Source organism: Microcoleus sp. Pol14D4, from assembly GCF_036701245.1.
Lineage (GTDB): Bacteria > Cyanobacteriota > Cyanobacteriia > Cyanobacteriales > Microcoleaceae > Microcoleus.
Genome location: NZ_JAUBQM010000005.1, coordinates 62,345 through 87,017, shown reverse-complemented (window position 1 = coordinate 87,017; position 24,673 = coordinate 62,345). Strand labels below are relative to the sequence as shown.

The 24,673-nt window shown below is 44.2% G+C and carries 14 protein-coding genes; 8 read left to right on the top strand and 6 right to left on the bottom strand.

Annotated features, from left to right (window positions below; translation table 11 throughout):
* Positions 1 to 4 precede the first annotated feature (4 nt).
* Positions 5 to 1,390 carry a lipid-A-disaccharide synthase-related protein gene (locus QUA33_RS04200; RefSeq protein WP_333146719.1) on the bottom strand — a complete coding sequence of 462 codons (1,386 nt, stop codon included), beginning with the start codon at positions 1,388 to 1,390 and terminating at the stop codon, positions 5 to 7.
* Positions 1,391 to 1,553: 163 nt separating this feature from the next.
* On the opposite strand from QUA33_RS04200, the gene QUA33_RS04195 reads away from it, so the two are divergent.
* Complete coding sequence (locus QUA33_RS04195) at positions 1,554 to 2,117, top strand: Uma2 family endonuclease (protein WP_333146718.1); 564 nt, start codon at positions 1,554 to 1,556, stop codon at positions 2,115 to 2,117.
* Between the two features lie 63 nt (positions 2,118 to 2,180).
* On the opposite strand, the gene QUA33_RS04190 is transcribed toward QUA33_RS04195, so the two are convergent.
* From QUA33_RS04190 to QUA33_RS04180, 3 genes are all read right to left on the bottom strand, one after another.
* On the bottom strand, positions 2,181 to 7,376 hold the full coding sequence (locus QUA33_RS04190) for a PAS domain S-box protein (RefSeq protein WP_333146716.1): 5,196 nt from the start codon (positions 7,374 to 7,376) through the stop codon (positions 2,181 to 2,183).
* A gap of 398 nt (positions 7,377 to 7,774) precedes the next feature.
* Complete coding sequence (locus tag QUA33_RS04185; protein ID WP_333146714.1) at positions 7,775 to 9,067, bottom strand: ATP-binding protein; 1,293 nt, start codon at positions 9,065 to 9,067, stop codon at positions 7,775 to 7,777.
* Positions 9,068 to 9,251: 184 nt separating this feature from the next.
* Entirely contained in the window at positions 9,252 to 11,570 is a 2,319-nt protein-coding gene (locus QUA33_RS04180; protein ID WP_333146712.1) for a tetratricopeptide repeat protein, read from the bottom strand.
* A gap of 160 nt (positions 11,571 to 11,730) precedes the next feature.
* On the opposite strand from QUA33_RS04180, the gene QUA33_RS04175 reads away from it, so the two are divergent.
* From QUA33_RS04175 to QUA33_RS04165, 3 genes are all read left to right on the top strand, one after another.
* Entirely contained in the window at positions 11,731 to 14,301 is a 2,571-nt protein-coding gene (locus QUA33_RS04175) for a glycosyltransferase (RefSeq protein WP_333146710.1), read from the top strand.
* 140 nt (positions 14,302 to 14,441) lie between these two features.
* On the top strand, positions 14,442 to 17,939 hold the full coding sequence (locus tag QUA33_RS04170) for a glycosyltransferase (RefSeq protein ID WP_333146708.1): 3,498 nt from the start codon (positions 14,442 to 14,444) through the stop codon (positions 17,937 to 17,939).
* Between the two features lie 71 nt (positions 17,940 to 18,010).
* A complete protein-coding gene (locus QUA33_RS04165) occupies positions 18,011 to 19,339 on the top strand; it encodes a GH39 family glycosyl hydrolase (protein ID WP_333146707.1) in 1,329 nt (442 codons plus the stop codon).
* 95 nt (positions 19,340 to 19,434) lie between these two features.
* Here the strand turns inward: QUA33_RS04165 and QUA33_RS04160 are convergent, their stop codons facing one another.
* Both QUA33_RS04160 and QUA33_RS04155 read right to left on the bottom strand, forming a co-directional pair.
* On the bottom strand, positions 19,435 to 19,734 hold the full coding sequence (locus QUA33_RS04160) for a contact-dependent growth inhibition system immunity protein (RefSeq protein WP_333094907.1): 300 nt from the start codon (positions 19,732 to 19,734) through the stop codon (positions 19,435 to 19,437).
* On the bottom strand, positions 19,731 to 20,270 hold the full coding sequence (locus QUA33_RS04155) for an RNase A-like domain-containing protein (protein ID WP_333146705.1): 540 nt from the start codon (positions 20,268 to 20,270) through the stop codon (positions 19,731 to 19,733). Before QUA33_RS04155 ends, QUA33_RS04160 begins: the two co-directional genes overlap by 4 nt.
* Before the next feature lie 318 nt (positions 20,271 to 20,588).
* Here QUA33_RS04155 and rfbF point away from each other — a divergent pair, with 318 nt between their 5' ends.
* The 4 genes from rfbF to QUA33_RS04135 all read left to right on the top strand — a co-directional run bounded on the left by rfbF (position 20,589) and on the right by QUA33_RS04135 (position 24,367).
* Positions 20,589 to 21,365 (top strand): glucose-1-phosphate cytidylyltransferase, encoded by a 777-nt coding sequence (gene rfbF, locus QUA33_RS04150; RefSeq protein WP_333085176.1) that lies wholly within the window; start codon positions 20,589 to 20,591, stop codon positions 21,363 to 21,365.
* A gap of 205 nt (positions 21,366 to 21,570) precedes the next feature.
* Positions 21,571 to 22,635: an acyl-CoA dehydrogenase family protein gene (locus tag QUA33_RS04145; RefSeq protein WP_333146703.1), complete on the top strand. Its 1,065-nt coding sequence runs from the start codon at positions 21,571 to 21,573 to the stop codon at positions 22,633 to 22,635.
* Between the two features lie 77 nt (positions 22,636 to 22,712).
* A complete protein-coding gene (locus QUA33_RS04140) occupies positions 22,713 to 23,444 on the top strand; it encodes a cyclase family protein (RefSeq protein WP_333146702.1) in 732 nt (243 codons plus the stop codon).
* A gap of 176 nt (positions 23,445 to 23,620) precedes the next feature.
* Positions 23,621 to 24,367: a DUF1995 family protein gene (locus QUA33_RS04135; RefSeq protein WP_333146700.1), complete on the top strand. Its 747-nt coding sequence runs from the start codon at positions 23,621 to 23,623 to the stop codon at positions 24,365 to 24,367.
* The last annotated feature ends 306 nt before the right edge of the window (positions 24,368 to 24,673 follow it).

Genomic DNA, 24,673 nt, shown 5'->3' with positions numbered 1-24,673 from the left:
GTCCCTAGTCTATTGCAGCCAATTGAGAATTGCTGGATTCACCGCCGAAGCGCTGAATTAAACACTCGGCAATTCTGGCTGCTGCACCGGGTTCTCCCATGCGCCGCAAGCCATTTTCAGCGATTAGCTGCAACCTGTCTGGGTCGCGGAGCAAAGACTGCACGGTGCCTGCAACTTCAGCAGGATGTTTGACTAAAATTAATGACGGGCCTAACAGGCGACTTTGAGCTTCTGCAAAAGCTGGAGTAAATTGCGGGCCGTTTCCGGGAATGGCGATCGCCGGTTTTCCTAAACCTACAAATTGTTCTGTAGCAGTCCCGGCCATTGCTATTGCTAAATCGGCTTCGTACAAACAATCGTTAAAACTTTGCTGAGTCAAAATCATCGTGGCGTTTCTCTGCACAAATGTCAAGGGCAATAGCAAATTAGGAGATTCTTTCCGAATTTCTTGACCGCTAGAAATAGGAGGTCGCAAAATACTTCCTTCTCGCCGCTGCGTTCTAGTTTCCCCGTCTTGTCGCCAGCCGAAAAATTCTAAACTAGGTCGCAAAGCTTCTAAGTTTAACTCTGGAGAAATGGCTCCGAAAAATAACAATTGGCGATCGGCAAACAGGGACAAAATTCCGGCTACAGCCTCTACTATTAGCAGCCAATTAGCGTAGGCTTCCGGCGCTCTAGAACCGGGGAGTAAGGTGATGACGAGCGATCGCGACATTTCCCGAAACTCTGCGTCAGGGCCGTAAAAAGCGGCGGGGTTTTCCGGTTCGAGTCCGTCCATCATCGGGTTTCCCAGATTGTAAGCGGGAATTCCCAGCTTTTGTAAAGTCTCGGCGGTGAGCGCGTCCCTGGCAAAAACGGCCCGACAGCGCGATCGAGTCATCAACCAGCGCTCCCAAGGCAAATAAACCGATCGCGGGCAACCCCACAAACCCAAGACTCGGGATTTGCGAGCCAGAGGCCCGTTCTCGTCGCGCAAATAATACTCTGACTTGGCAGTACCGACAAACGCATAGGGCGCGCCGCTGACCCAAGCAAACAGCAGGGGTACAATATCCCCGCAGGCTAAAATAAAGCCGTCTTGATTCCCAGACTGTTGTTGCGATCGCGCCCAAGCGCGGATGGCTTTAAACTGAGCGATAGTCAACTGAAGCAGGCCGCCTTTGACATCGCGCAAAAATTCCCTCCCGTCCATGTAAATAAAGCCGCCCGAAGGCATCCGCTGCACCGGGCCGATGATGCGGGCGTTTTCTAGTTGAGCGAAAGCTTGCCCTTCACCCACTAGCGGAAACACGGCTAATTCTGGCGGATGCGGGTGCTGTTGCAGTTCCTGCAAGATGCGAAGGGCGATCGCGTCTTCTCCGTGGCCGTTACTGAGGCAAAGTAATTTCAATCCCAACTCTCTCAAAAACTGTCTCTGAATATATAGAAGCAAGATTAGCCGCAGGATGCAAGGTGGTATAGCCGAAGGAAGAAGTAAGTGGAGCGCCGATCGCACGAGTCCGGGACTTTTGGGTAAAATAGCAGATGAAACTCTATTTTTTAGGTAAAATCGGATGGTACAAACCCTGCGAAAATCTTTGACACTCCAAGAGTTTCTGAAGTTGCCAGAAACCACACCAGCCAGCGAGTACATTGACGGTGCAATCATTCAAAAACCGACGCCTCAAGGAGAACATAGTGTCATTCAAGGCGAGTTGACAAGTGCTGCTAATGCTACTCTCAAACCTCAAAAGGTGGCGCGAGCATTTCCAGAATTACGGTGCATTTTTGGCGGTCGAGCGATCGTTCCAGACGTAACTGTATTCACTTGGGAGCGCATTCCCCGTAAAGAAAATGGCGGTGTGGCAAATGTGTTTGCGATCGCCCCGGATTGGACAATTGAAATCCTCTCCCCCGACCAAAACCAAACTAAAGTTACTAAAAATATTTTACATTGTCTCAAACACGGAACTCAAATGGGTTGGTTAATCGATCCAGATGAGCAATCGGTTTTTGTATATCTGCCGACTCAATCAACGGAGGTGTTCGACGAACCGGAACAGTTATTGCCCGTGCCATCTTTTGCCATGGAATTGCAACTGACAGTAGGAGAATTATTTGGTTGGCTATTAGAGTGATATCATGTCCGATCGAGCGACCGGACATGATATCACTACTGACCACTGACCACTGACTACGGACTACTTCCCCTCGATATATTGCTTTAAAGTATTCCGAATTTGTTTGAGCTGAAATCCCTTAGCAAGTTGGCGCAGCTTCGAGATAAACGGTACTAATTTAGGTTCTAAACTCTCCAGCTTAGCACTCTCCTCAAAAATTTCTTCAATGTCGCCCATAGCAGCGAGTTTCAAAATTTTTGCTACCGACTCAGAAGCCGCAGGTAACAGAGAAGAATAAGCAGGAAAATCCGATGCGGGTGACAAACAGGGAGTTTTGCGCTTTTTGTTTTCCGAAGTTTCCCCGTAAATCCATTCTAAACCCAAATGCACGCGCAACTGTGCCAAAAAGTGATTTGCTTCGATCGGCTTGGGAAGAAAATCATCGCACCCTGCAAGGAGTCTCTCTTGCTGCGCCGCATCGAAAACGCTAGCTGACATAGCGATTAACACGATATTTTTTACTTCCGGTAACTCCCGCAATCTCCTAACAGTTTCTAAGCCATCCATTACAGAAATACCCAAGTCAATAAAAATCACATCCGGTTGAAATTCAACTGATTTGTACAGGGATTCTTGACGGTTTTGTGCTTCTGCAACTTCAAATCCCAAACGCCTCAGCAACCTGCACAACAAATCGCGATTTAGTTGATTTTCATCCAGGATTAGCACTTTCCGCTTGTTGCCAACAAAACCAACAACCCAGCGTTTTTTCCGCAAAGGAGACACCTCTAAGTACCGTTGGACTGCGGGCACTTCTAAATCCAGCCAGAAAGTGCTGCCTTTTCCCAAAGTGCTGTTTACTCCAATTTGGGTGCCCATCATTTTTGCTAATTTCTGGCTGATCGAGAGTCCGAGACCCGTACCTTCAACAAATGTATTGCCTCCTACTTGGTGGAATGGCAAAAATATTTCTTCTAACTTGCTTTTGTCTATTCCTGTGCCAGTATCCTCGACTTGAAAGCGGATTTTTAAAGTGTGTTGGGCTGGGTTCGCATTTTGGGCGAATCGCAGATAATTTTCTTTCAGTTCCGAACTCAAAATCGATAATTCATAGTTTTCGTTTTGCCCTCGACTCCAGGCCTGTGTGCCTACATAGCCGACTTTAAAAGTCACACCTCCGCTGTTAGTAAACTTAACGGCATTGCTGAGTAAGTTTATGAGAATTTGGCGCAATCTTTTTGGATCTATACAAACGCAGCTAGGTAGGGGAGATACTTGTTCGTAATTGAATAAAATTTCTTTTTGCGAGGCCCGCATCTGAAAGAGATCGGCAATGTTTTTTGTGAAATTTAGAAAATTCAACTCTTCTGGGTAGAGTTCCATTTTTCTAGCTTCGATTTTGGAAAGGTCTAAAACATCGTCGATTAGCATCAGCAGGTGTTGACCGCACTGTTGAATATTGCTGAGACTTTCTTGCTGATCTGAGTTTAAGTCTTTGTCGGTTTTCAATATTTGAGCGTAACCTAAAACGCCGTTTAAAGGCGTCCGCAATTCGTGGCTCATGTTGGCGAGAAATTCGCTTTTAGCGCGGTTGGCGCTTTCTGCGACTTCTTTGGCTTGTTGGAGGGCAGATTCTGCAAGTTTGCGATCGGCAATTTCGGTTTGTGCTTGTTGAAATAGCGTCGATTGCTGGATCGCGATCGCCAATTGCACGCACAATTGCCGGAGGGATTCTATTTCTGAGCAATCCCAGGGGCGGGGGCCCCTGCAATCCTGGGCGATTAGCAGTCCCCAGAGCTGATTTTTTGCGGTCAGTTCGGTCTGGGAAATGCTTTCTCGTGCTTTTAAAATCGGCACTATTAAGTTAGCTTTTACTTCCAATCCTTCGAGAAACTTTATGTGGCATTCCGTCAAATTTTCTTGGTAAATATTTTCCATAGATCTAATACCGCCTTGCTGATAAATATCAACAAATTTCTCTTTAAAACAGCCATCAAGATTGTTGAAATTTCGCAGCGAAATTCTATCTTTTGCCACTGATTCCACAACGACAAAGCCACTCCAGTCGGGATTAAAACGGTAAATAACTGTGCGGTCTGTTTGCAAAAAGTGCCGCACTTCTTCGACAGCAGTGCTGAGGACTTCTTCTAAATTGAGAGAAGAGCGAATGCGATCGAGCATGGCAACTACCAGCCGTTCTCGCCTTAATTGCTGCTGCAGGGCCATCTCGGCTTGTTTGCGTTCGGTGATATCGGTAATTACTCCCACTAACCCGATTAAATTACCAGTTTCATCTTTAATGCCGTCGGCGCGAAATAAAGTTGTTACCAGTGCGTTGTTTTTAGTGTTGATTTTGAGTTCGCCTTGCCAAGATTTGCCTTTACGGATCGTTTTAAACATTTCTAACAGCACTTTAGTTTGGGGGTAAATTGCTGTTAATCCGCCTGCTGTGTTTAGTTCTTCTGCTGTGTAGCCGTACTGTTGAATAAAGGCTTGATTGTGGTAGAACGATCGCCCTGTCAAGTCAGCAATGCCGATCGCATCGCTGGTGCTTTCCACTGCTTGAGTAACTCGCAGCAAATCTAATTCTGCTTGTTTGCGATCGCTAATATCAGTAATAGTGCCGATATAGCCTTTAATCTCCTGCTTGTCTCCGATTTCTGCAATTGCCTGACCTATCACCCAGATTATCCGACCATCTGGATGCTGAAAGCGGTATTCAGATTTAAAAGGTCTTTTCTCAATAGTTGCGCGATGCCATTCATTTTTTACCCGCTCGACATCATCAGAATGTATGGCATTCATCCAGCCAATTTCTGCTGCTAATTCTGCCTTTAATCCCGTAATTTCACTCCACCGTTTATTCACATAAAGGCAATTTCCCAAGGTATCCGTATGGAAGATGCAAACTGGCGATGCTTCTGCTAAAGTCTGGTAACGACGCTGGCTCAATCGCAGGGCTGATTCTACCTGTTTTCTATTAGTTATATCGCGGACTATAGAAATAATTTCGCCACCGACAAGCATTGTCAGCGACAATTCTTGAGGGAACTTACTACCGTCCTGGCGCTGACCGATAGCTTCTATATTGCAGTACCCTTTTTGCAAGAGCATCGGCATTATTTGTAGTTCAAAAAATATATTTTCTGCTTTGCTGTAGAGCATTTTCCATTTCTTCCCATACAGTTCGCTAGGGCTGGTCAAACCGTACATTTTCAGATAAGCGTCGTTGGAATAAATACATTCTTTATTATTATTAAAAATGGCGATACCGTCATAAGCAGCGGCCATTGCTACTGCTTGTCGCTGGAGTTGGGACTCTGCTTGTTTACGAGAGGTAATATCGTGACCAACTGAGTAGATTAAACCTTCTTCGCTAAATGGCGATGCCGTCCACAGGAAGTATTTGTAAGAACCGTCTTTGCAGATGTAGCGGTTTTCAAAGGAGATACTGGACGTACCCGCGATTAGTTTCGCTCCTTCCGCCGCAGTAGCTTTTCGATCGTCTGGATGAACAAATTCGATCATTTGCTTGGCAAACAATTCAGTAATACTGTAGCCTAAAGCTGTTGACCAAGCTGGATTTAAACGTTTAAAATAGCCGTCAAAACCAACAATACAAAGCAAATCTAATGAGATGGTAAAAAAACGATCGCGCTCTGTTTGTGCCTGCTTTAATTCAGTAATATCCATCACTAAACCGTCCCAGAGAATATCGCCTTCGCTGCTAGATTTGCTCTCATTAGTGAGCCTTTCTGGTCTCGCAGCTCCTTGCAGCCACTTAACTTTTCCAGATGGTAAAGTCTGCCGCCACTGCTGCTGCCAAGGTTCCAGCTTAGTGGCTGAAATTGCGATCGATGCTTTTAAATCTAAGAGATCGTCTGGGTGAATTCCATTGAAAATCAGTTCCGCATTTTCCTCTATTGCTTCTGCCTCTAATTCGTAGAGTTTGCTGCTGCCTGAAGAAATGTAGGGGAAAAACATTTTTCCAGTTGCTGACATTCGTAATTGATAAATTATTCCCGGCAGGTTAGCTACCAATTTTTGAAAGCGAGCTTCGCTTTGCTCCAGGGCTTTTTGTTGCTGTCTGTATTCGGTAAAATCTCTAATTGTACCCACTATTACTTTACTGCCGTCTGCTATTTGGAAGACGCTTTTTTTGGTAGAAATGATGTGTTCTCTCCCGGCAGAGTCGGTAAATTTTTCTTCTGTTTCCAAGCAGACACCCGTTCTCAATACTTCTTCATCTTTTGTCCAAAAAACAGCAGCTTCTGATTGGGGGAAAAAGTCATAATCTGATTTGCCAATCAGTTCTTGTCGCGATTTGCCGACCAACTGACAAAAAGCATCATTTAATATCATCCAGCGGTGTTGCTCGTCTTTGACAAAAATTGGGTCTGGCGTAGCATTTATTGTGTGGTTTAAAAATTCTTCTGACGCTTTCAGTTTTGCTTCGTAGCGGTAGCGATCGCTCACGTCCAACACTACTTCGATCATCCGGTTGATTGACCCGTCCTGGCGGCGGATGCAGCGCAGGGAAACTCGCGTATGAACTATTTCGCCGTCTTTTTTGAGCCACCTTTTGTCTGAGATATAACCGTCGATCGTACCTGCTAACATTTGAGACAATTTTGCAAGATTGGCATCAAAATCCTCTGGATGAGTCAACTCTAGCCAATTGTTCTGCATGAGTTCGTAGCGTTCGTAGCCCAGCAAATTGCACAGGGCATCGTTAACTTCTATCCAATTGCAATTTTGAGGAATTTCGCAGTCAATAATTGGAGCGATGATGGCAATTCCGATCAGGGAATTTTCCACCACCGAACGATATTTTTCTTCGCTGTTTCGCAAAGCATCTTGACTGTTCTGGCGTTCTATGGCGTAACGGAGCGATCGAATTAACAGTTCGCTGTCGATTTTTCTTTTTACCAAATAATCCTGTACGCCGACCGAAATCAACCGCAGGGCAAGTTCTTCGTCGTTTTGGGCGGTCAGAACTACGATCGGCACATTTACCCCGTACTCTTGTACCCGAGCCACCGTCTCGATTCCCACACTATCTGGCAGTGAAAGGTCTAATAAAATTATGTCAAAAGTTTCTTGATTCAATCGCTGCTGCGCTTCGCTGAGGCGCTCTACTTTCGTCAGCACTATACGCTGCGCGCCGCCTATTTCTGACAGCAAATCTTCAATCAGCTCAGCTTCATGAGGGTTGTCTTCTACTAACAGAACTTTAAAGCAGATAGGAGGCAAAGCTAAGTTAAAAACTGCTTTCATAATATTTATTGACTAACGAAATATTAAACTAACTTAAATTTTACCTTTTATTTTAAGGGCTGTCATTCAATTCACTTACACATACATCGAGCGTCAGATTGGGGAGAGTAAGCAAGCGCTACAATAATTATGTTTTAATTAAGATTTTATCACGCACCCACTCTACTGTCAACAGAAAATAATTTTTATTCTAACTGACATTTATACCACTTAAAAAAAATGCAACGGTAGCCCATCTCCCCACCCGGATAGTCACAGTTATTCAATCTTTTCATCTGCCCTATTAAATACTATCAACTTCTAGATTATATCTTTTAGGTTATGATTTCTAACAGAGAAAGTATTATTTAATTTTACCTAGCTTATAGCTTCTACATTTTGCAGAAATTATGTCTCAATTAAGCGATAGTAAAGTAAAAAGTTGAACCTTGCTCCGGTTCCGATTCCACCCAGATACATCCGCCGTGAAGTTCCACAATCTTTTGACAAATTGCTAAACCAATACCTGTCCCCGAATATTCTCTTTGAGTATGCAAGCGCTGGAAAATTTGAAAGATACGTTTTTGATGCTGGGGAGCAATCCCAATTCCATTATCTGAGACAGAAATCAACCAGTTTTCCTCCTGTTTGCAAGCGGTAATATGAACCACAGGCGGTGCATCGTGGCGATATTTAATCGCATTGCTGATTAAATTTTGAAATAGCTGTACGAGTTGAGAAATATCCCCCATTACCGCAGGTAATTCGCTGTATGTGACAACGGCTTTAGTCTCGCGGATCGCCCCTTGCAGGTTCGCGAGTGCTTGCTCGACTGCGTGATTGCAATCTATCAGTTCAAAAGGTTTCCGACTCCGGCCAACGCGCGAATATTCGAGTAAATCGTCAATTAAAGTTTGCATTCTGGTGCAGCCCTGAACGATATTGCCGATAAACTTACTACCTTGGCTGTCGAGTTGGTCTTTGTAGCGTTTTTCTAAAAGTTGAGCGTAACTGGCAATGGTTGCTAAAGGCGCTTGCAAGTCATGAGAAGCCACATAAGCAAATTGTTCTAGTTCTGCATTTGAACGTGCTAATTCTTGGTTAGATTTTAATAGAGCAGATTCAGCGCGCTGGCGGTGGGATATCTCTTGTTGGAGTACCAAATTTTGCTCTTGCAGAGCTTTTTCTACAGCGCGCCGGGTGCTGATTTCTTGTTGCAAAATTTGATTTTTCTCCTGAAGAGTTTTTTCTACTGCTAAGCGACTCGTGATTTCTTCTTGCAGCAGCATATTTTGTTCTTTTAGCTGCTTTTGTAAATTCCGTAGGCTGAGGTGACTTTCGATGCGGGCGAGAACTTCTTCAAACTGAAAGGGCTTGCTGATATAGTCAACAGCTCCCACAGCAAATGCGTTTACTTTGTCAAATACTTCATCTTTAGCGCTGATAAAAATTACCGGGATTTCGCGAGTTTTTGCTTCTAGTTTCAAGTGCTGACAGACTTCGTAGCCGTTCATTTCCGGCATCATTATGTCGAGCAAAATCAAATCGGGTGGATTAGAATTGCAGGCTCTTAGAGCCATTTTTCCGTTAATCACGCAGCGGGGGGTGTAGCCCCTCTGAGTCAACATCGTAGACAACAGACGCAGGTTTTCTGGTGTATCGTCTACTACTAAAATGTTTCCTAACGGCGTCCCTGGTTGGTGATTGTTCATTAAATTATTTCCCAGTTCCTCTTTTATTCACAAAAAATGTTTGCAGCTATTTTATTTAGGACTTACGGAAAACACCCGGTTTTTAGTAGGAATATTGGGGAAATAAAACGAGGAATCCGCTCAGAAACCGGGTGTTTAGCCGTTTGTGAACAAGCAAGTCCTGTTATTATTCCTTTACCCATCCTCAAATCCCCAGCAGCAGAGTCAAAGCATTATTGTCCCAAGTCAATCCTTTGTCTAAAACGTTAAATCCCGCGACTTTGCACATAGCTTCTAAAGCAGTAGCTGTAGGCAGCCACCAGCACGCCGCAAAGTTGTTCATGTCAAAAACTGCTTTCTCAGTTATCCCTATAAGTTGGTTGTTGTTGATGTATGTCCGCCAATAAGCTGTTAAAATAGCTCGTTCTGCGTCGTCCAAAGCCGGAATAAACATTACTCCAGAAGCGGGAATTTCATAGCGTCCCAAGTCATTTTCTATGACTTCTTGAGTAATAGCTGAAGTGAAAATTAAATGCTCGCGAGTTATCTGACGCAAAGCAACTAAAATCTGCAACGGATGGGGGTGATGGTACAAAACTCCTGCACAGTGAACTACATCGTAAGGCTCGCCAATGTCTGCAAGCTGAATCTGAGTGATATCTTGATTGATACAGTGATAATTAGCAATATTTAAACTTGTCATGCGATCGTGAAAATCTTGCCACCAGTGCATGGATGCCGGCATGGCATCAATCATTGTCAGAGAAACTGCACCGTATTTGCTAGCTACAGATACTTTTTCGCTGACAGTTCCCCACAAGCCACCGACTTCTGCAAAAGTCTTGCCTTTGGCGACTCGGGCAATGTAACGATCGCGAATATCCTTAGCTTCTAACTCTAATAATAGAGTAGATTCCCCTGTTTGACGCTGTTTTTCTAAAATCTCTTCTAATTTTTGGGAGATTTCTGGATCTTTGGGTCTAATTTCTAATGCCATCAAGTACAACATTATGGCTTCGTTACGCCGATCGCTCTCAGCAAACTTTTGGGCGATTTCGCAGTAAAATTCAGGAGGGTGCAGCGGCTGCATTTCGTGGTGATAGTAGCTAGTTGCTATATCTGAATCTACCGGAGTTCTTTTAATTAGAGCATTACCTAACTTCATGTAAATTTTCGGTAGAGACGGGTCGATTTTAAGCGCACAAAGGTAGGCAGAAACAGCATCGTTCCATTCGTGACTTTCACTCAAAGCATCGCCTAAATTGTAATAAGACCAAGAAATACGGGGATTAAGTTCAATAGCACGTTGATAAGCGCTAGCTGCGGCTTTCCACTGTTGAGTTTTTAACAGCACTTCTCCTAAATTGTGGTAAGTCCAAGAAAATTCTGGATTGAGTGCGATCGCCCGCCGATAAGCGAGTGTTGCTGGTTCAAACTTTTGAAGTTTAACTAAAGTCAAAGCTAAGTTATAATGAGACCAAAATAAATCTGCATTTAGGGCGATCGCCCGTTCGTATGCAGCCTCAGCTTCTGACCACTTTTCTAGTTTAAAAAGAGCATCTCCTAACTTGTGAAAAGCTGCGAAGAAATTTGGGTCTACTTCAGTAGCGCGCTGGTAAGCCGCAGCGGATTCCGACCATTGCTCTAATCGATCGCAAGCTGCACCGATGCTGTAGTAAGACCAAGAATAATCCGGGTTAATTTCAACAGCCGTGCGGTAGGCTATCGCAGCTTCTTGCCATTTTTCTAAATTGAGCAGCACGCTGCCTAAGTTGTAGTATGACAAAAAAGAATTGGGATTTAAATCAATACTTTTTCGGTAGGCAGCCTCCGCTTCGCGCCAGAGATCCTTAGCTTGCAAAACATTTCCTAATTTGTAATGAAGCTCCGAAATATCCGGCTGGAGTTTAATCGCTTTGCGATAGTTAACAATAGCTTCGTCCCACTGTTTCAAGTCGCTAGCAGCTTCTGCTATTTTGCAATAAGCTTCGCAACAACTCGGGTTTAAAAAAATGGTGCGATGGTAACAAACTAGCGCTTTTTCAGGCTTATTTTGGCTCAGCAAAGTATTACCTAAATCGAGATATTCTTCTGCTGTTTCTATCGGTTCCACGATCAGTGCTTGATACCAACAGTCTGCTGCTTCTTCAGCTTGACCGACTTGAGTAAATATCCGGCTTAAATTACGGTAAAATCCTGCAAAGTTTGGTTGCAGGGAGATGGCTTTTTGGTAACAGGCGATCGCCTCTTGCCACTGTTCCAAAGTAGCGCTGAGAGTGCCGAGGTTAGCAAAAGCTTCGGCAAAATCGGGTTGGTGGGCGATCGCAACTTTATACCAATACCTTGCGTCTTCTAGTTTACCCTGAGCTTGCAGCGCTTTCCCCAAGGTCTTGCAACTCTCTGCAGAGTTGGGTTCAGATGCCAAAACTTGTTGGCAAAGTGCGATCGCTCGCTCGAAGTTGCCTGTAGCTAAATAAAGTTCTGCCTGTTGCTGAAAATTCACCTGCGCTGTTTCCGAATTCATTTTTTATTTTCCTTTTGAGTAATGATTCCCTGTAAAATTATATGCTACACTTTGCCAAAGTTCAAGCTTTTGTAAGTAGATCTACCGAACACAAAATAATGCTGAATGTCCGGCACATTAATCTAAACTAGATAATCATAGGTTAACAGCGAGCTAAATAATGTCAACAGTCAATCAAACACCGCTCATCAGCGTAATTATACCTGTATATAATGGCGATCGCTACATCGTACAAGCGGTAGAAAGCGCCCTATGTCAAACTTTTACTAACTTGGAGATTATAGTTGTAGACGATGGTTCGACAGATCGCACGCAGCAAGTATTGCAGCCTTATTTTGACAAAATTCGCTATATATACCAGGAAAATCAAGGAGTAGCAGTCGCCAGAAATATTGCTTGCCAACTAGCGCAAGGCGAGTTTTTGGCATTTCTAGATGCCGATGACTATTTCCTACCATCCAAGCTAGAGAAACAACTAGCTTGCTTTGACGCTGACCCCACCTTAGATATGGTGCAAACAGGTTGGTCGATCGTCGATGAAAACGGGCGAGAGATTTCTGCTGTCAAGCCTTGGCAGCAAGCGTCTAAATTAGATTTAGAAAGCTTTATTCTATATAAATGCGTGCGGCCGAGTGCGATAATGCTGCGCCGAAAGTGGTGGGTAAAATTGGGCGGTTTTGATTCTCAGTTTCCACTAGCAGAAGATTTAGACTTTGCCTTGCGTTTAGCTTTAAAGGGGTGCAAAGCAGTTTGGCTAGAAGAAACACTTACCTGTTATCGCCAGCACAATTCTAATCTCATGTCAATAGGTTTTCGCGTAATGAAGAATATAGAAATAGTGATGAAAAAATTCTTCGCTAGACCCGATTTGCCTCAGTCAATCCGGAAGTTAAAAAACCCAGAACGCTATCAATGCTTAAAGTGGCTGGCATGGCGGATGTATCGCGACGGTCATCTAGCAGAGATGGCACAGTGTTTAGAAGAGTCATTACAATATACGCCTTTTTCGCCAACAAAAACAGTTTTGAATTGGCTAGAAAGTTTTCAGATGGCTTCGGAAGAATATGGTGAAAATTTTGACGCTTATTCGCTGAGTACGTTAGCGGAATGGCAAGAGATAATTCTGATGGTGATGACTAATCCACCCCAATCTCAACAGAGTTCTATTCCCACAGCTTCACCCGCGCGTGAAGCGAAGCTACCCCGTAGGGAAACGCACATTCTACTCTACAACACCGACGATCCGGGCGTGGGAGGATTAGCGCAGTATAATCATGCCATTCTTTGTCAGTTAGCCTTGTTAGGCTATCGAGTCACTTGCGTGCAAACCAAACATTCTAGCCCCTTGCTGGAGCGAGAACGAGAGTTAGGTATAGAGCATTTGTGGCTGGATTTTAGCGGCCATAAAGATTTACAGCGGGTGTTAAGAAATACTCAGGATGCACGAGAGCTTTTTGCTAGCAATCAACCGGATATGATTATTTTTAGCGATGGTTGGCCCTTTTCCAATTTTGCAGCTAAACAGGTAGTTATTGAAATGGGAATACCATACATGATGGTGATTGGGTTAGTTATGCCAGAACACGCAACTTTTGCCTGCGGGGATGTAGTGCCTTATGTAGAAGGAGTGCTCTACCACTGCCTGCAAGCTAGAGCCTTGATTGTTGGCGCTTACGAACATTTGAATTTATTATGCCAAGATTTCAAGTTACCAAAAGAGCGAGGACAAGTGATTTATTTGGGACGTTCTCCCAAATATTTTGCACCTCCTAATGCTGCGGCTCGTCAACGCCTGCGACAAGAAATAGACATTCCTGAAGATGCGATTGTCTGTTTCACATCGGCTCGATTGGCATCGATTAAAGGGCATCGATATCAGATCGAAGCAATCAAGCAGTTGCAGCAGTCTCCTGTGTGGTATAAACTGTATTTTGTGTGGGCAGGAACTGGTGAGGGAAGCGCTGACAATGTAGAAATAGAATTGAGGAAAACTATTAAAGAGTTAGAGGTGAGCGATCGCGTAAAGTTGATCGGACAGCGCTGGGATATCCTAGATTGGCTTGATGCTAGCGACATATTCATTTTGACTTCTCTGGCAGATGCAGCGCCTTCTCTTGCAGTCATGGAAGCGATGGCTAAGGGATTGCCGATAGTTGCAACGGCTGTGGGCGGTATTCCTGAAGGGCTTGGCGATACTGGGAAATTGTTGCCCGATCCGAATACCGATCCAGAGGGAACCGCGAGGGAATTGGCGAAAACTGTAGAAGCTTGGGCGATGAATTCAGAATTGCGCCATCAAATCGGTCAAGCTTGCAAGCAGCGGGCAGAGAAACTATTCAAAGAGGAACGGATGTTGGCAGAGTCGATGGAGGCGATCGAAAAAGCTTTAGTTTGCGATGATAACCAAACAGATCAATTTGTTGCTCAAAAAGAGGTTCAGAGGTCAATAACGAAGATAGAAAGCCGGGTGCATTACAGCTCTTTAGTGTGGAATGCTTGGCAGGCTTACTGTCAAGAAGATCTAAGCATAATGCAGAAGTCGCTTCAAGAATCTTTGAAGTACACACCTTTTTTGACTACAGAAACGCTATTAAACTGGGTCGAATATTTTGGCAATTTTTCGTCAGCTAAAGGGCATAATTTAGATACATATTCTCTAATTAATTCAGCAGAATGGCAACAATTAGTCGAGCAAGTACAGGGAATTGAATCTGTATTTTATGCACGCTAAAATACCAGATTTACCTTTCAAATTCGGATTGCTGTCAGCAGTAGAGTTGTATCTGCCTTATGCCTTCTGCCTTACCTCCGTTACCTCCATTTCAGAATCAGTTACCGAACCCTTCCTTATCACCGATAAAACTCATGTCAATGGCAAATCCGACACCGCGAGTAAGTGTAATTATTCCAGCATATAATGGATCTCGCTACATCGCGCAAGCGGTAGAAAGCGTCATCAGCCAAACCTATAAAAACTGGGAAATTATCGTCGTAGACGACGGCTCAACCGACGACACCCGCCAAGCATTGCAGCCTTATGTTGAAAAAATTCGCTATGTTTATCAGGAAAACCAAGGAGTAGCTGCCGCCCGCAACCGAGGAATTCAGGAATCCCGAGGTGAATTAATTGCTTTTTTAGATCAAGATGACTTTTTATTGTCAGATAAGTTAGCTGGACAAGTTGCGTTATTTGACGCTCAGCCATCATTAGGAATTGTTAATAGTGGCTGGCGAATGATTAAAGAGCAAGGCGAAAGTATTTTCGATGTCAAACCCTGGGAATACTTGCCTCAGCTAGACTTAAAAACCTGGATTGTTTATCTGCCACTACTTCCCAGTGCGATGATGTTTTCGCGGCAGTGGCTGGAACGAGTCGGTGGCTTTGATTCTCAGTATGATTCAGTAGATGATGCCGACTTAATCTTGCGTTTAGCACTATCTGGCTGCGAAGCTGCTTGGTTGCCTGAAGTGACAGTATGCTACCGCCAGCACGGGCAAAATGTGTCCATCCAGAGAGCGCTAAAACAGGCAAACCTTTGTATTAAATTAAAGCAAAATTTCTTCAGTAGAGCCGACTTGCCAGAGGACATCCGCCAATTAGAAAAGCAGGCGTTGTATGAAGCTCTGACATGGATGGCGTGGCAACTTTACTACAGCGGCTATCCGGCAGAAATGACTGAGTATTTGCAAAAATCTTTAGATTATACCCCGTCCTCGCTGATACTAACTATAATAGATTGGGTAAAGCGCCTTATCGGAATTTCTAACACCTACGGCTGCCCAATTGATGGCATGGCTCTCAGAAAAATACCCGAATGGAAACAGTTAATGGGTAGTATCATTCCTCCCAAAAAAGTGCGCGTCAGTGTCATTATCCCGGCTTACAACTGCGAGCGCTACATTGTCAGAGCCATAGAGAGTGTTCTCAGCCAGACTTATGAAAACTGGGAAATTATCGTCGTAGACGACGGCTCAACTGACAACACTCGCCAAGTTTTAGCACCTTACCTCGATTTAATTCAATACATCTATCAAGATAACCAAGGAGCAGCAATTGCTCGAAATCATGCTTGTAAGTTAGCAAAAGGGGAATTTTTAGCTTTTCTCGATGCTGACGACTTCTTCTTACCAGAAAAACTAGAAAAACAAGTAACTTGCTTTGACGCTGATCCCACATTAGATATGGTGCAAACAGGTTGGGTTATTGTTGACAAAAACGAGAAAGGCATCTATGGAGTAAAGCCTTGGGAAGGAGCACCAAAATTAGATTTAGAAAGTTTTGTTTTGTACAAATCAGTGCGTCCCAGCGCCATGATGCTGCGGCGAGAGTGGTGGGAACGCTTGGGCGGTTTCGATCATCGCTTGCCGCCAACCGAAGATTTAGATTTTGTGCTACGTTTAGCTTTAAAAGGCTGCAAGTCAGTTTGGTTAAAAGAGATATTAACCTGCTATCGTCAGCACGACAGCAATATCATGTCTAACGGCTCCAAATTAATGAAAAATACGGAAATTTTGATGGAGCAATTTTTTGCTCGGCCAGATTTACCTCAGCACATCCGCGACTTGAAACGCGCGGAACGTTACAAGTGTTTCGTATGGATAGCATGGCGGATGTATCGCGACGGATATTTGGCAGAAATGGTCGAATGTCTGGAAAAATCTCTGCATTACACTAATCTGACAGGTACTGAAACTGTTTTTAATTGGTTGGAAACTTTTAAGGGAGTTTCGGAACAGTACGGCTACCACTTTGATGCCTATGCTTTAACCAATTTACAGGAATGGCAAGACATAGTGGCGATCGCAGCGAACAATCCTTATCAGTTTCAATCGGCTCCCAGTTCGACTTCTCGGCAGCCAAGACAGCACGTACTCTTGTACACAGAAGATTCAGGAGTCGGCGGATTGGCTCAGTTCAACCACTCGCTGATGTGTAAATTAGCTGCGGATGGCTACCGAGTTACCAGCGTTCAAAGTCAAGCTTCTAACCCTTTAATTACCGAACAAAAACAGCTAGGTATCGAACATATTTGGCTAGAGTTCGACACGATGAAAGAGTTTTTGCGAATAGCTTACAATTTAGATGACGCTCAAAAGATTTACGCCCAGGCTCGACCGGATTTAATTATATTTAGTGACGGCTGGCCGATGGCTAACTTTGCAGCTAAACAAGTTGCGATCGAGCAAAATATACCGTACATAATCAGTTTGGGTTATATCAATCGCAATTATGAAACTTTCGATCGCGGCGATCAAATTCCCTATTTCGATGCAGTTGCCTACCAGTACATGGTAGCCAAAGCAGCAGTAGCAGTTTCCCACGAGAATTTAAACTTGTTCCAAAGTTTATTTAAAGCGCATCTAGAACGGGGAAAAGTAATCTATTATGGCAGACCAAATAGTTATTTTGAGCCTCCGAATCTTTCAACTCGCCAACGCCTGCGTCAAGAACAAGGAATCCCCGAAAATGCTGTTGTTTGTTTCACTGCGGCGAGATTGACTCCCATTAAAGGATATCAGTATCAATTGCAGGCGATCGCCCAATTGAAAAATCGTCCAATTTGGTCCCAAATTTACTTTGTTTGGGCCGGGCCTGGGTCTACTACTCACGACAATCTGGAACCTGAATTAAGAGCAACTGTGAGCCAATTGGGAGTAGAAGAACAGGTTAAATTCTTAGGACAGCGCTGGGATATTGCCGATTGGCTAGACGCCAGTGATATCTTTATTTTATCTTCCGAAGCTGAGGGAATGCCACTAGCGATTATGGAAGCAATGGCGAAAGGATTGCCCGTAATTGCCACAGCAGTCAGCGGTATTCCCGAAGAATTGGGAGACACGGGAAAGCTACTGCCCGATCCTACAATCGATCCAGCAGGAACAGTAAAAGAGTTAATAGAAACGGTCGAAATATGGGCCGAAAATCCCGAAGCGCGCAGGCTTGCAGGACAAGCTTGCAAAGCGCGAGCTCAAGAACTATTCAAAGAAGAACGAATGCTTCGGGAATATGGAGAAATAATTGAACAGGCATTTGTAAGTGATGAGAGCGACAGTTTCTCTATAAGTCCGAAACTCCAAAAGCAGGTACAGCAAGTGGATAGCCTGCTGAAATACTATTATTTAGTGTGGAAAGCTTGGGAGGCTTACGAGCGGGGAGATATGTACGAGATGGTGAATAATTTGCAATCTGCTTGGGCTTGCACACCTTATTTTACCACAGAAACTATCTTTGATTGGGTGAAAAATTTTGGTATTTTCGCTGCGGAAAAAGCAGTTCCGTTCGATACCAACGAGCTGATTAACTCCAGCTCCTGGCAACAAGTGATAGAATCAATACAGGGTTTTGAAGTGTTGTCATCTGTTCGTTAAAACTGAGTTCTAGCAGCATTCTCAGGAACGGGCAAGATGCCCATTCCACCAAACACCAACCAAAGAAAAATATGCAACTTAAATTCAATTTCCCACGTATTCATAGACTGCTGCCAATTGGTTTAGCTATTGTCACTGTTCTGTTAATAGCCTATTTGGGACAGGCAAAAGCGATCGCCCAACTGCGATCGAACGTGACAGTAGATTTTGGACAGCCTGCCACCGGTACAATTTCCATGAGTGGCATCCTGCACGGAATCGACACTGCCAAACCGCCGGATAGCTCGATAAAACCCTTACAGCCCAAACTTTGGCGGGCGGGGAGACTCGATATTTACGATCGAGTAATCGCCAGCGGAGCCGAGTTTCAGTTAGTAGTTAGCGACTTGTGGGGCTACGGTAGCAATCCCAATGGCTGGCCATATCAAAATTACCCCGCGTGGGAAGCATTCATCCGACAGTTAGCCCAGCAAAATAAAGGCAAAAAAATTATTTGGGATGTATGGAATGAACCAGATTTGAAAGATCCATTTTGGAAGGGAAGCAGAGAACAATTCTTTGAAACTTACAAAAGAGCTTACAAAATCTTGCGGGAAGAATTGGGACCGTCAGCCATGATTGGCGGGCCGAGCCTCGGCCGCTACAGCAAAGAATATCTCGCCGCTTTTTTGGATTACTGCAAGGCTAACAAACTTGAAGTAAACTTCCTCTCATGGCACGAACTTAACGACACGATGATTTTATTTGTTGACGATCACGTAATTGAGGCTAAACGCAATTTTCAGCAAAGTCCCTCTTACAAGGAACTGAAATTGCAAAAAATTTACGTCAATGAAATTGTGGGGAACTTAGCGCAGTACCAGCCGGGAGAAATATTAGGTTATTTGTACAACTTAGAGTATGCAAAAGCTGACGGTGCTTGCAGAGCTTGTTGGGAGAGCAAAGGGCCAAATAAAGTTAGCAATTGCTTCAACAATACGCTGAGTGGGATGGTCACGCCTAATAATTTTGAACCGAGAGCAGCTTGGTGGACATACAAAGCATATGCTGAGGGAGTTAATTCGCGGGTGCGGAGCTGGTCAAATAACAATCGCCTTGTCGCTTTAGCCAGCAAATCAAATTCGGAAGGTAAAGCACAGATACTTTTAGGTTATTTCGATCCCAATTTTTCCTCAGCAACAACGGTAACATTAAGCCTCGGAAATGTGGAGCAGCTTGGTCTTCAAAGAGGTCAAAAAATAACTCTAAAATTAGAGAAAATTCCCAACAATCAAGAAGGAGCAGTGCCACAGCTTGTCACCGTTAAAGAAGAAAGTTTTTCGGTAGGTAGCGGCAGCTTGGCTTATGTTATCCCTAATTTCAACGTCCACGAAGGCTACTTATTGACGGTTAGTAAGTGAGCTAGCTATCCTATTGAATTGCGGACAAGTTGTAGGGACACGGCACGGCCGTGTCCTTATAAATATATAGCCGTGTTCTTACAAAGATATATATTTTAGCTGGGATTATTCAAAGATTTTTGCACCGATTCCAACCACCCTCGGACTGTTTGATTTTCGGATTGGGGGTCGTAGTAACACCCTAATTCATCGAGGATGAATGCTTCTAAATCGGCTGGGGCGATCGGCATTTCTAGCAATTGGCTGAGTTCTTGCGATGCAGCTTCAACACTTTCGGGTGGTTCGCTGCTGCGGTAGTTGTTCACTACATCACTGGGAGTGTCAGCTTCTAAAGGCCAGTCTTGGTGAAAGTAGGAACTGAAAAATTGGGTTAAATGAGGAAATTGATCGATCATTGGGGATAAGCTGTGAGAATAAAGTATCCGGGAGGTAATTTGGCGCTGCGCTGGAGGACGATTCTCAGGCTAGTTGTTGAAGTTGCTTTGGATGCGCGGCGACGCAGAGTAATGCCAATGATTCTGTTGGCATTGTAGTCGATCGTATAACGATTGCCTCGACTTTTCACCCAGGAGTCGATCGCACTTTGATTTCGGTTCATTGCTTCTGCAATAGCCGCTTCGGCGACAGAACGATCGGTAAAAGAAGATGCTGCAGAAATTCTTGTTTCGCTTGCGAGTCGCTGTGCTAGTTGTGCTTCTGTTTTACCAACGTGTCTCTCTAAAGTGTGCCCTCCTGCTGATTCGTGAAAGTCTAATCCGCCGCCCGGTATGTTCGGAACAAAAGCTAGGGTGGTTGGTGCTATAGTTGAGCCTTCCGGTGCAACAACCGTGGCATAAACACCAGGTATTGCCGATTGGAATAATATAATTATTGAGGCGATCGCACAGAGGATACCTAAAAACTTTTTTAGGCGATCGAGTTGATTTTTCATTGCGGTTGAATCTATTTCTTATATTTAGTATAGGTACTTGTTGGTGTTTTGTCTATTCCTTAATCGACTCTTAGTAAGTTAGAAAATGCGCTGTATTCAAATATACGGTTCGCAGTACCCACCCTACTGCTAGTTAGAAATTGCGCGCAGCATTCAAATACACGCTGCGGTTGCGCGCACCCTAAAATTATTTATAATAGTTCGTGATTTCTGCGGTTTACAAAGCTTCACTCACTATGAGAAAATGTTAATAATTCTTTGAAAAAAATCCTGATGATTGATGATAAGTTACTTTATTATCTTTAAAAATGTGAAAAAATGCAAGTAGTTATCCTAGCAGGTGGCCTCGGTACTCGTCTCAGAGAAGAAACAGAATTTCGTCCCAAACCCTTAGTTGAGGTGGGGGGGCATCCGATTATTTGGCACATCATGAAGATCTATGCACACTACGGTTTCCAAAACTTTATTGTGTGCTTGGGCTATCGCGGCAACATGATTAAAGAATATTTCCTAAATTATGAAGCCATGAACAATGACTTTACTATCTGTCTGGGACGCCAACATACCATCACTTATCACGAGGAACATCTCGAACAAGATTTTAAAGTGACACTAGCTGAAACTGGCGCCGCAAGCATGACAGGAGGGCGGGTAAAACGGATAGAAAAATATATCGATCGCGAGAATTTCATGGTGACATACGGCGATGGAGTTGCTGATGTCGATATTGACGCCTTGATGGATTTTCACAAATCTCACGGGAAGCTGGCAACTGTCACTACATTTCGCCCGATTTCTCGCTTTGGAATTTTGGAGGTAGACAGCGATAGCCGCGTAGTTCAATTTACTGAAAAACCTCAAATCGACGGCTGGATCAGTGTTGGATATATGATATTTAACCGCCGGGTATTTGAGTATTTGGGGGGAGATGATTGTATTTTAGAACAAGAGCCGATGCAGCGTTTGGCGGCAGACGGACAGTTGATGGCTTACCGTCATGAGGGCTTCTTCTTTGCGATGGATACTTTTCGAGAGTACAAGTATTTAAACGAACTTTGGGATGAAGGGAAGGCTCCTTGGAAAGTGTGGAAATAAATTAGTTTGGGGGCGAGATTTAATGTCCGCCCCACACAAGTTTGACTAAAAATTACTATAAAATTACCTCATAAATTCGGTTGCTTCGTAGATTTTTCGTGAGTTGTCGCAAAAATCGTAGTAACTGGATTTTTATAGATCCCTATCCGTAGGAAGTGAAACTTTTCCAAATAAGGTAAAACTCACTATAAAATAATTATAAAAAATGGATTCGCAAGAAATTCTCAACAGTACAAAAACTTACCTACAAAAGTGCGTTGCACCCCACGCGGAAATTATCGACAGCGACTCGGAAGCGCTAAAAACAGCAGTTGTGGGATTGGAAGATCGATCGCTCTTAGCGTTGCGAGTTCCCCAAAAATGGGGCGGCGCTGAAATTGCACCGGAGATTTTTTACCAATATCAAGAATTGACGGCTCGATATTCCGGCGCTTTGTCTTTCCTGCAAACTCAGCACCACAGCGCAACTGCAATGCTTGCCAACAGCGACAATGAAATGCTAAAAAGCAGATACTTGCCCGCGATCTCCCAAAAAGAGTTACGCTTGGGTATTGGGTTTTCGCATTTGCGGCGATCGGGCAATCCTGCTGTCACCGCAACTCCCACAAAAGCAGGCTATTTACTGTCAGGAAAAGTTCCTTGGGTAACAGGTTTTGGCTTGTTTCAAAAGTTTATTGTAGCGGCGGTACTTCCTGACGAACGCTCTGTGTTCGGTTTAGTGCCTTTTGCCAACATTGAACGCGAATCGGGGAAAATAGCTTTTAGCGAAATCATGCAGTTAATCGCCATGAGTTCGACTAATACTGTGACAGCCACTCTCGATAATTGGTTGCTGCATGAATCGGAAATAATTTCAGTTAAACCTGTCGGCTGGATTTCGGAAAACGACAGCAAAAATATACTGAATTTTGTTCCGGCTACTTTTGGCTGTATTCGAGCGGGATTGGAGGTAATTGCAGCAGCGGCGGCTGCTAAGAATTCGCCTTTTATAACGGGGGCTTGCCAAAAACTAGAGCAAAAGCTCGATCGCCTAAAAGAGAATTTCCAACAATCTCAACATAGCTCGAAAGCAGAACAATTAGCGCTGCGAGCTCAAGCCATTGATTTAGCGGTGCGTTGCGGGCACGCGGCGGTTGCAGTTTCTAGCGGTGCTGCTAACGGTGTGCTACACCCCGCCGGGAGAGTTTACCGAGAAGCTTTGGTGTATACTGTTTCCGGACAAACAAAGGATGTTATGGAAGCAACGCTCGATCGACTAATCGAATTTTAGATTTTAGATTTTATATTGAGAGCGCAGAATGTCAAAAACTTAACTGTATTTAATAAATAATAGGTATATTTAACCTGATGACAAACAACTTCAACTCACATAACTTAAAAACGATTGCCTACAGTCACATTATAGACTTAACCCATGTAATTCATCCCAACATTCCCATCTGGCCCGGAGATCCAGCGACAGAAATTGCCACAGTATCTCAAATAGACACAGACGGGTATTTCCTGCGAAAATTCTCGATGGGCGAACACAGCGCAACTCACATCAATGCACCCAACAGCTTTTATGCAGGAGGCGCCAGCATTGATAGTTATTCCCCGCAGTCGCTAGTTTCCCCTGCAATTACGATCGACATCCGAGAGCAAAGTCTTGCGAATCCCGACTACACTTTAACAATTGATGATATATTGACTTGGGAACGGCAGCACAAACTTATAGAACCGGGAAATCTAGTTTTATTGTATACTGGCTGGGAAGAAAAATGGGATAATCAGGGAGCATTTTTCAACCGAGACGATCGCGGAATTTGCCACTTTCCCGGATTTGGCAAAGCAGCAACTCAATTTTTGCTAGAAGAACGCTCTATCGCGGGCATTGGAACCGACACCCACGGAGTCGATACTGGGCGAGATGAAAGTTTTGCGGTTAATAAATTGGTATTGGAACAGCAGCGAATAGTGCTGGAAAATCTGGCAAATCTCGACTTATTACCTGCGGCTGACATCACTTTAGTTATCGGAATATTGCGCCTTTTGGGAGGTTCCGGTTCGCCCGTATCGGTGTTAGCTTTTGTTGCTTAATGCAATAAAACTTACATCTTGCACCATGCTCAAGAACAGGCAAAATGCCTGTTACAGAAAGAGGGAATTTTCTTGTTTAACAGGTATCTTGCCTGTTCCTAAACAGGTAATTGAAAATGGTGCAATATCTCAGGTAAAATTAGATTGAGAGAAGTCGAGTAAAAACAATAAGATTAATGACAGAACTGCCCAAGGATCTCAACGAGGCGATCGCCCAATCCCGCATTGCCACCGCCGCTGCCCTCTCGGACGGCAAAAATCTACTGCAAGTCGAATTAGTATTTCCAGAAATCGCCCTGCAAGCACAGTCTATCACCTTACAATTCCTCCCAGAATTTGAGGAAATCTACCCCGGAGTAAAAGTCTTTTTTCCCGACACCGGTGCGGCAGCCCTCGCGCGCCGTGACTGGGGAGAAACACCCTTTAAAGTCACTGATTTGGGTAGCAGTCGCACCCCTGTTGAAGATAAAATAGCACCGGAAGATCAACTTTTCCTTTTGATCAATCCAGCAGCCGTAGAAGTTGCCCAAGTCGAAAAAATTTACATAGCTGCTGCAGGTCGCCCAGTAATTCTACTCAACCCGCGCCTGGAAGATGTTGCCACCATAGGTATAGGCTATGCGGGCCGCCAATTGCGCGATCGATTCCTCAGCAAAATTGAATCTTGCTACTATATCAGACCCCTAGACACTGCTGCTTTATTCCGCTGCTACCCTCAACCGTGGCAAGTGTGGCTGGAAACCAACGACGAATACGAACTAATTTCTGAAACCGCCCAAAAACCAGTCGGAGACGATTTAGAGCGCATTTTAGCCGCTTCTCTCCCAAGCGCCGATCCTGACTCCTCCACACCTGCCAAACCTGTAAAAAAGAAAGGTTTTTTGGCAGAACTCCAGACATTCCTCAAAGCTTTGACTCAGTGACAATCGTTAAGGCTCGATCGTCTTTTAGGGTGTGTCAGCTAGGATTATTTTCGACTTAATCCGTCGTCTAATCGCTGATGCACCCTAAAGCGTGAAATAACTCAAAGCTTTGACTCACTAACAGCAGTTGCAGAACCACAATTAACAGCTTGCCTGTGTTTCTATCAGTAGCTACCCAAACAGACACTGGCGAGCTTTACACGACATTTATACAAAGCAGTATAATGGGTGACACCCCTCCACCGTAAAAGAGGGGAGGCAAATAGCAGCAAAATCAGATGCTATAAGCTAGAGATGGGGCTTTTG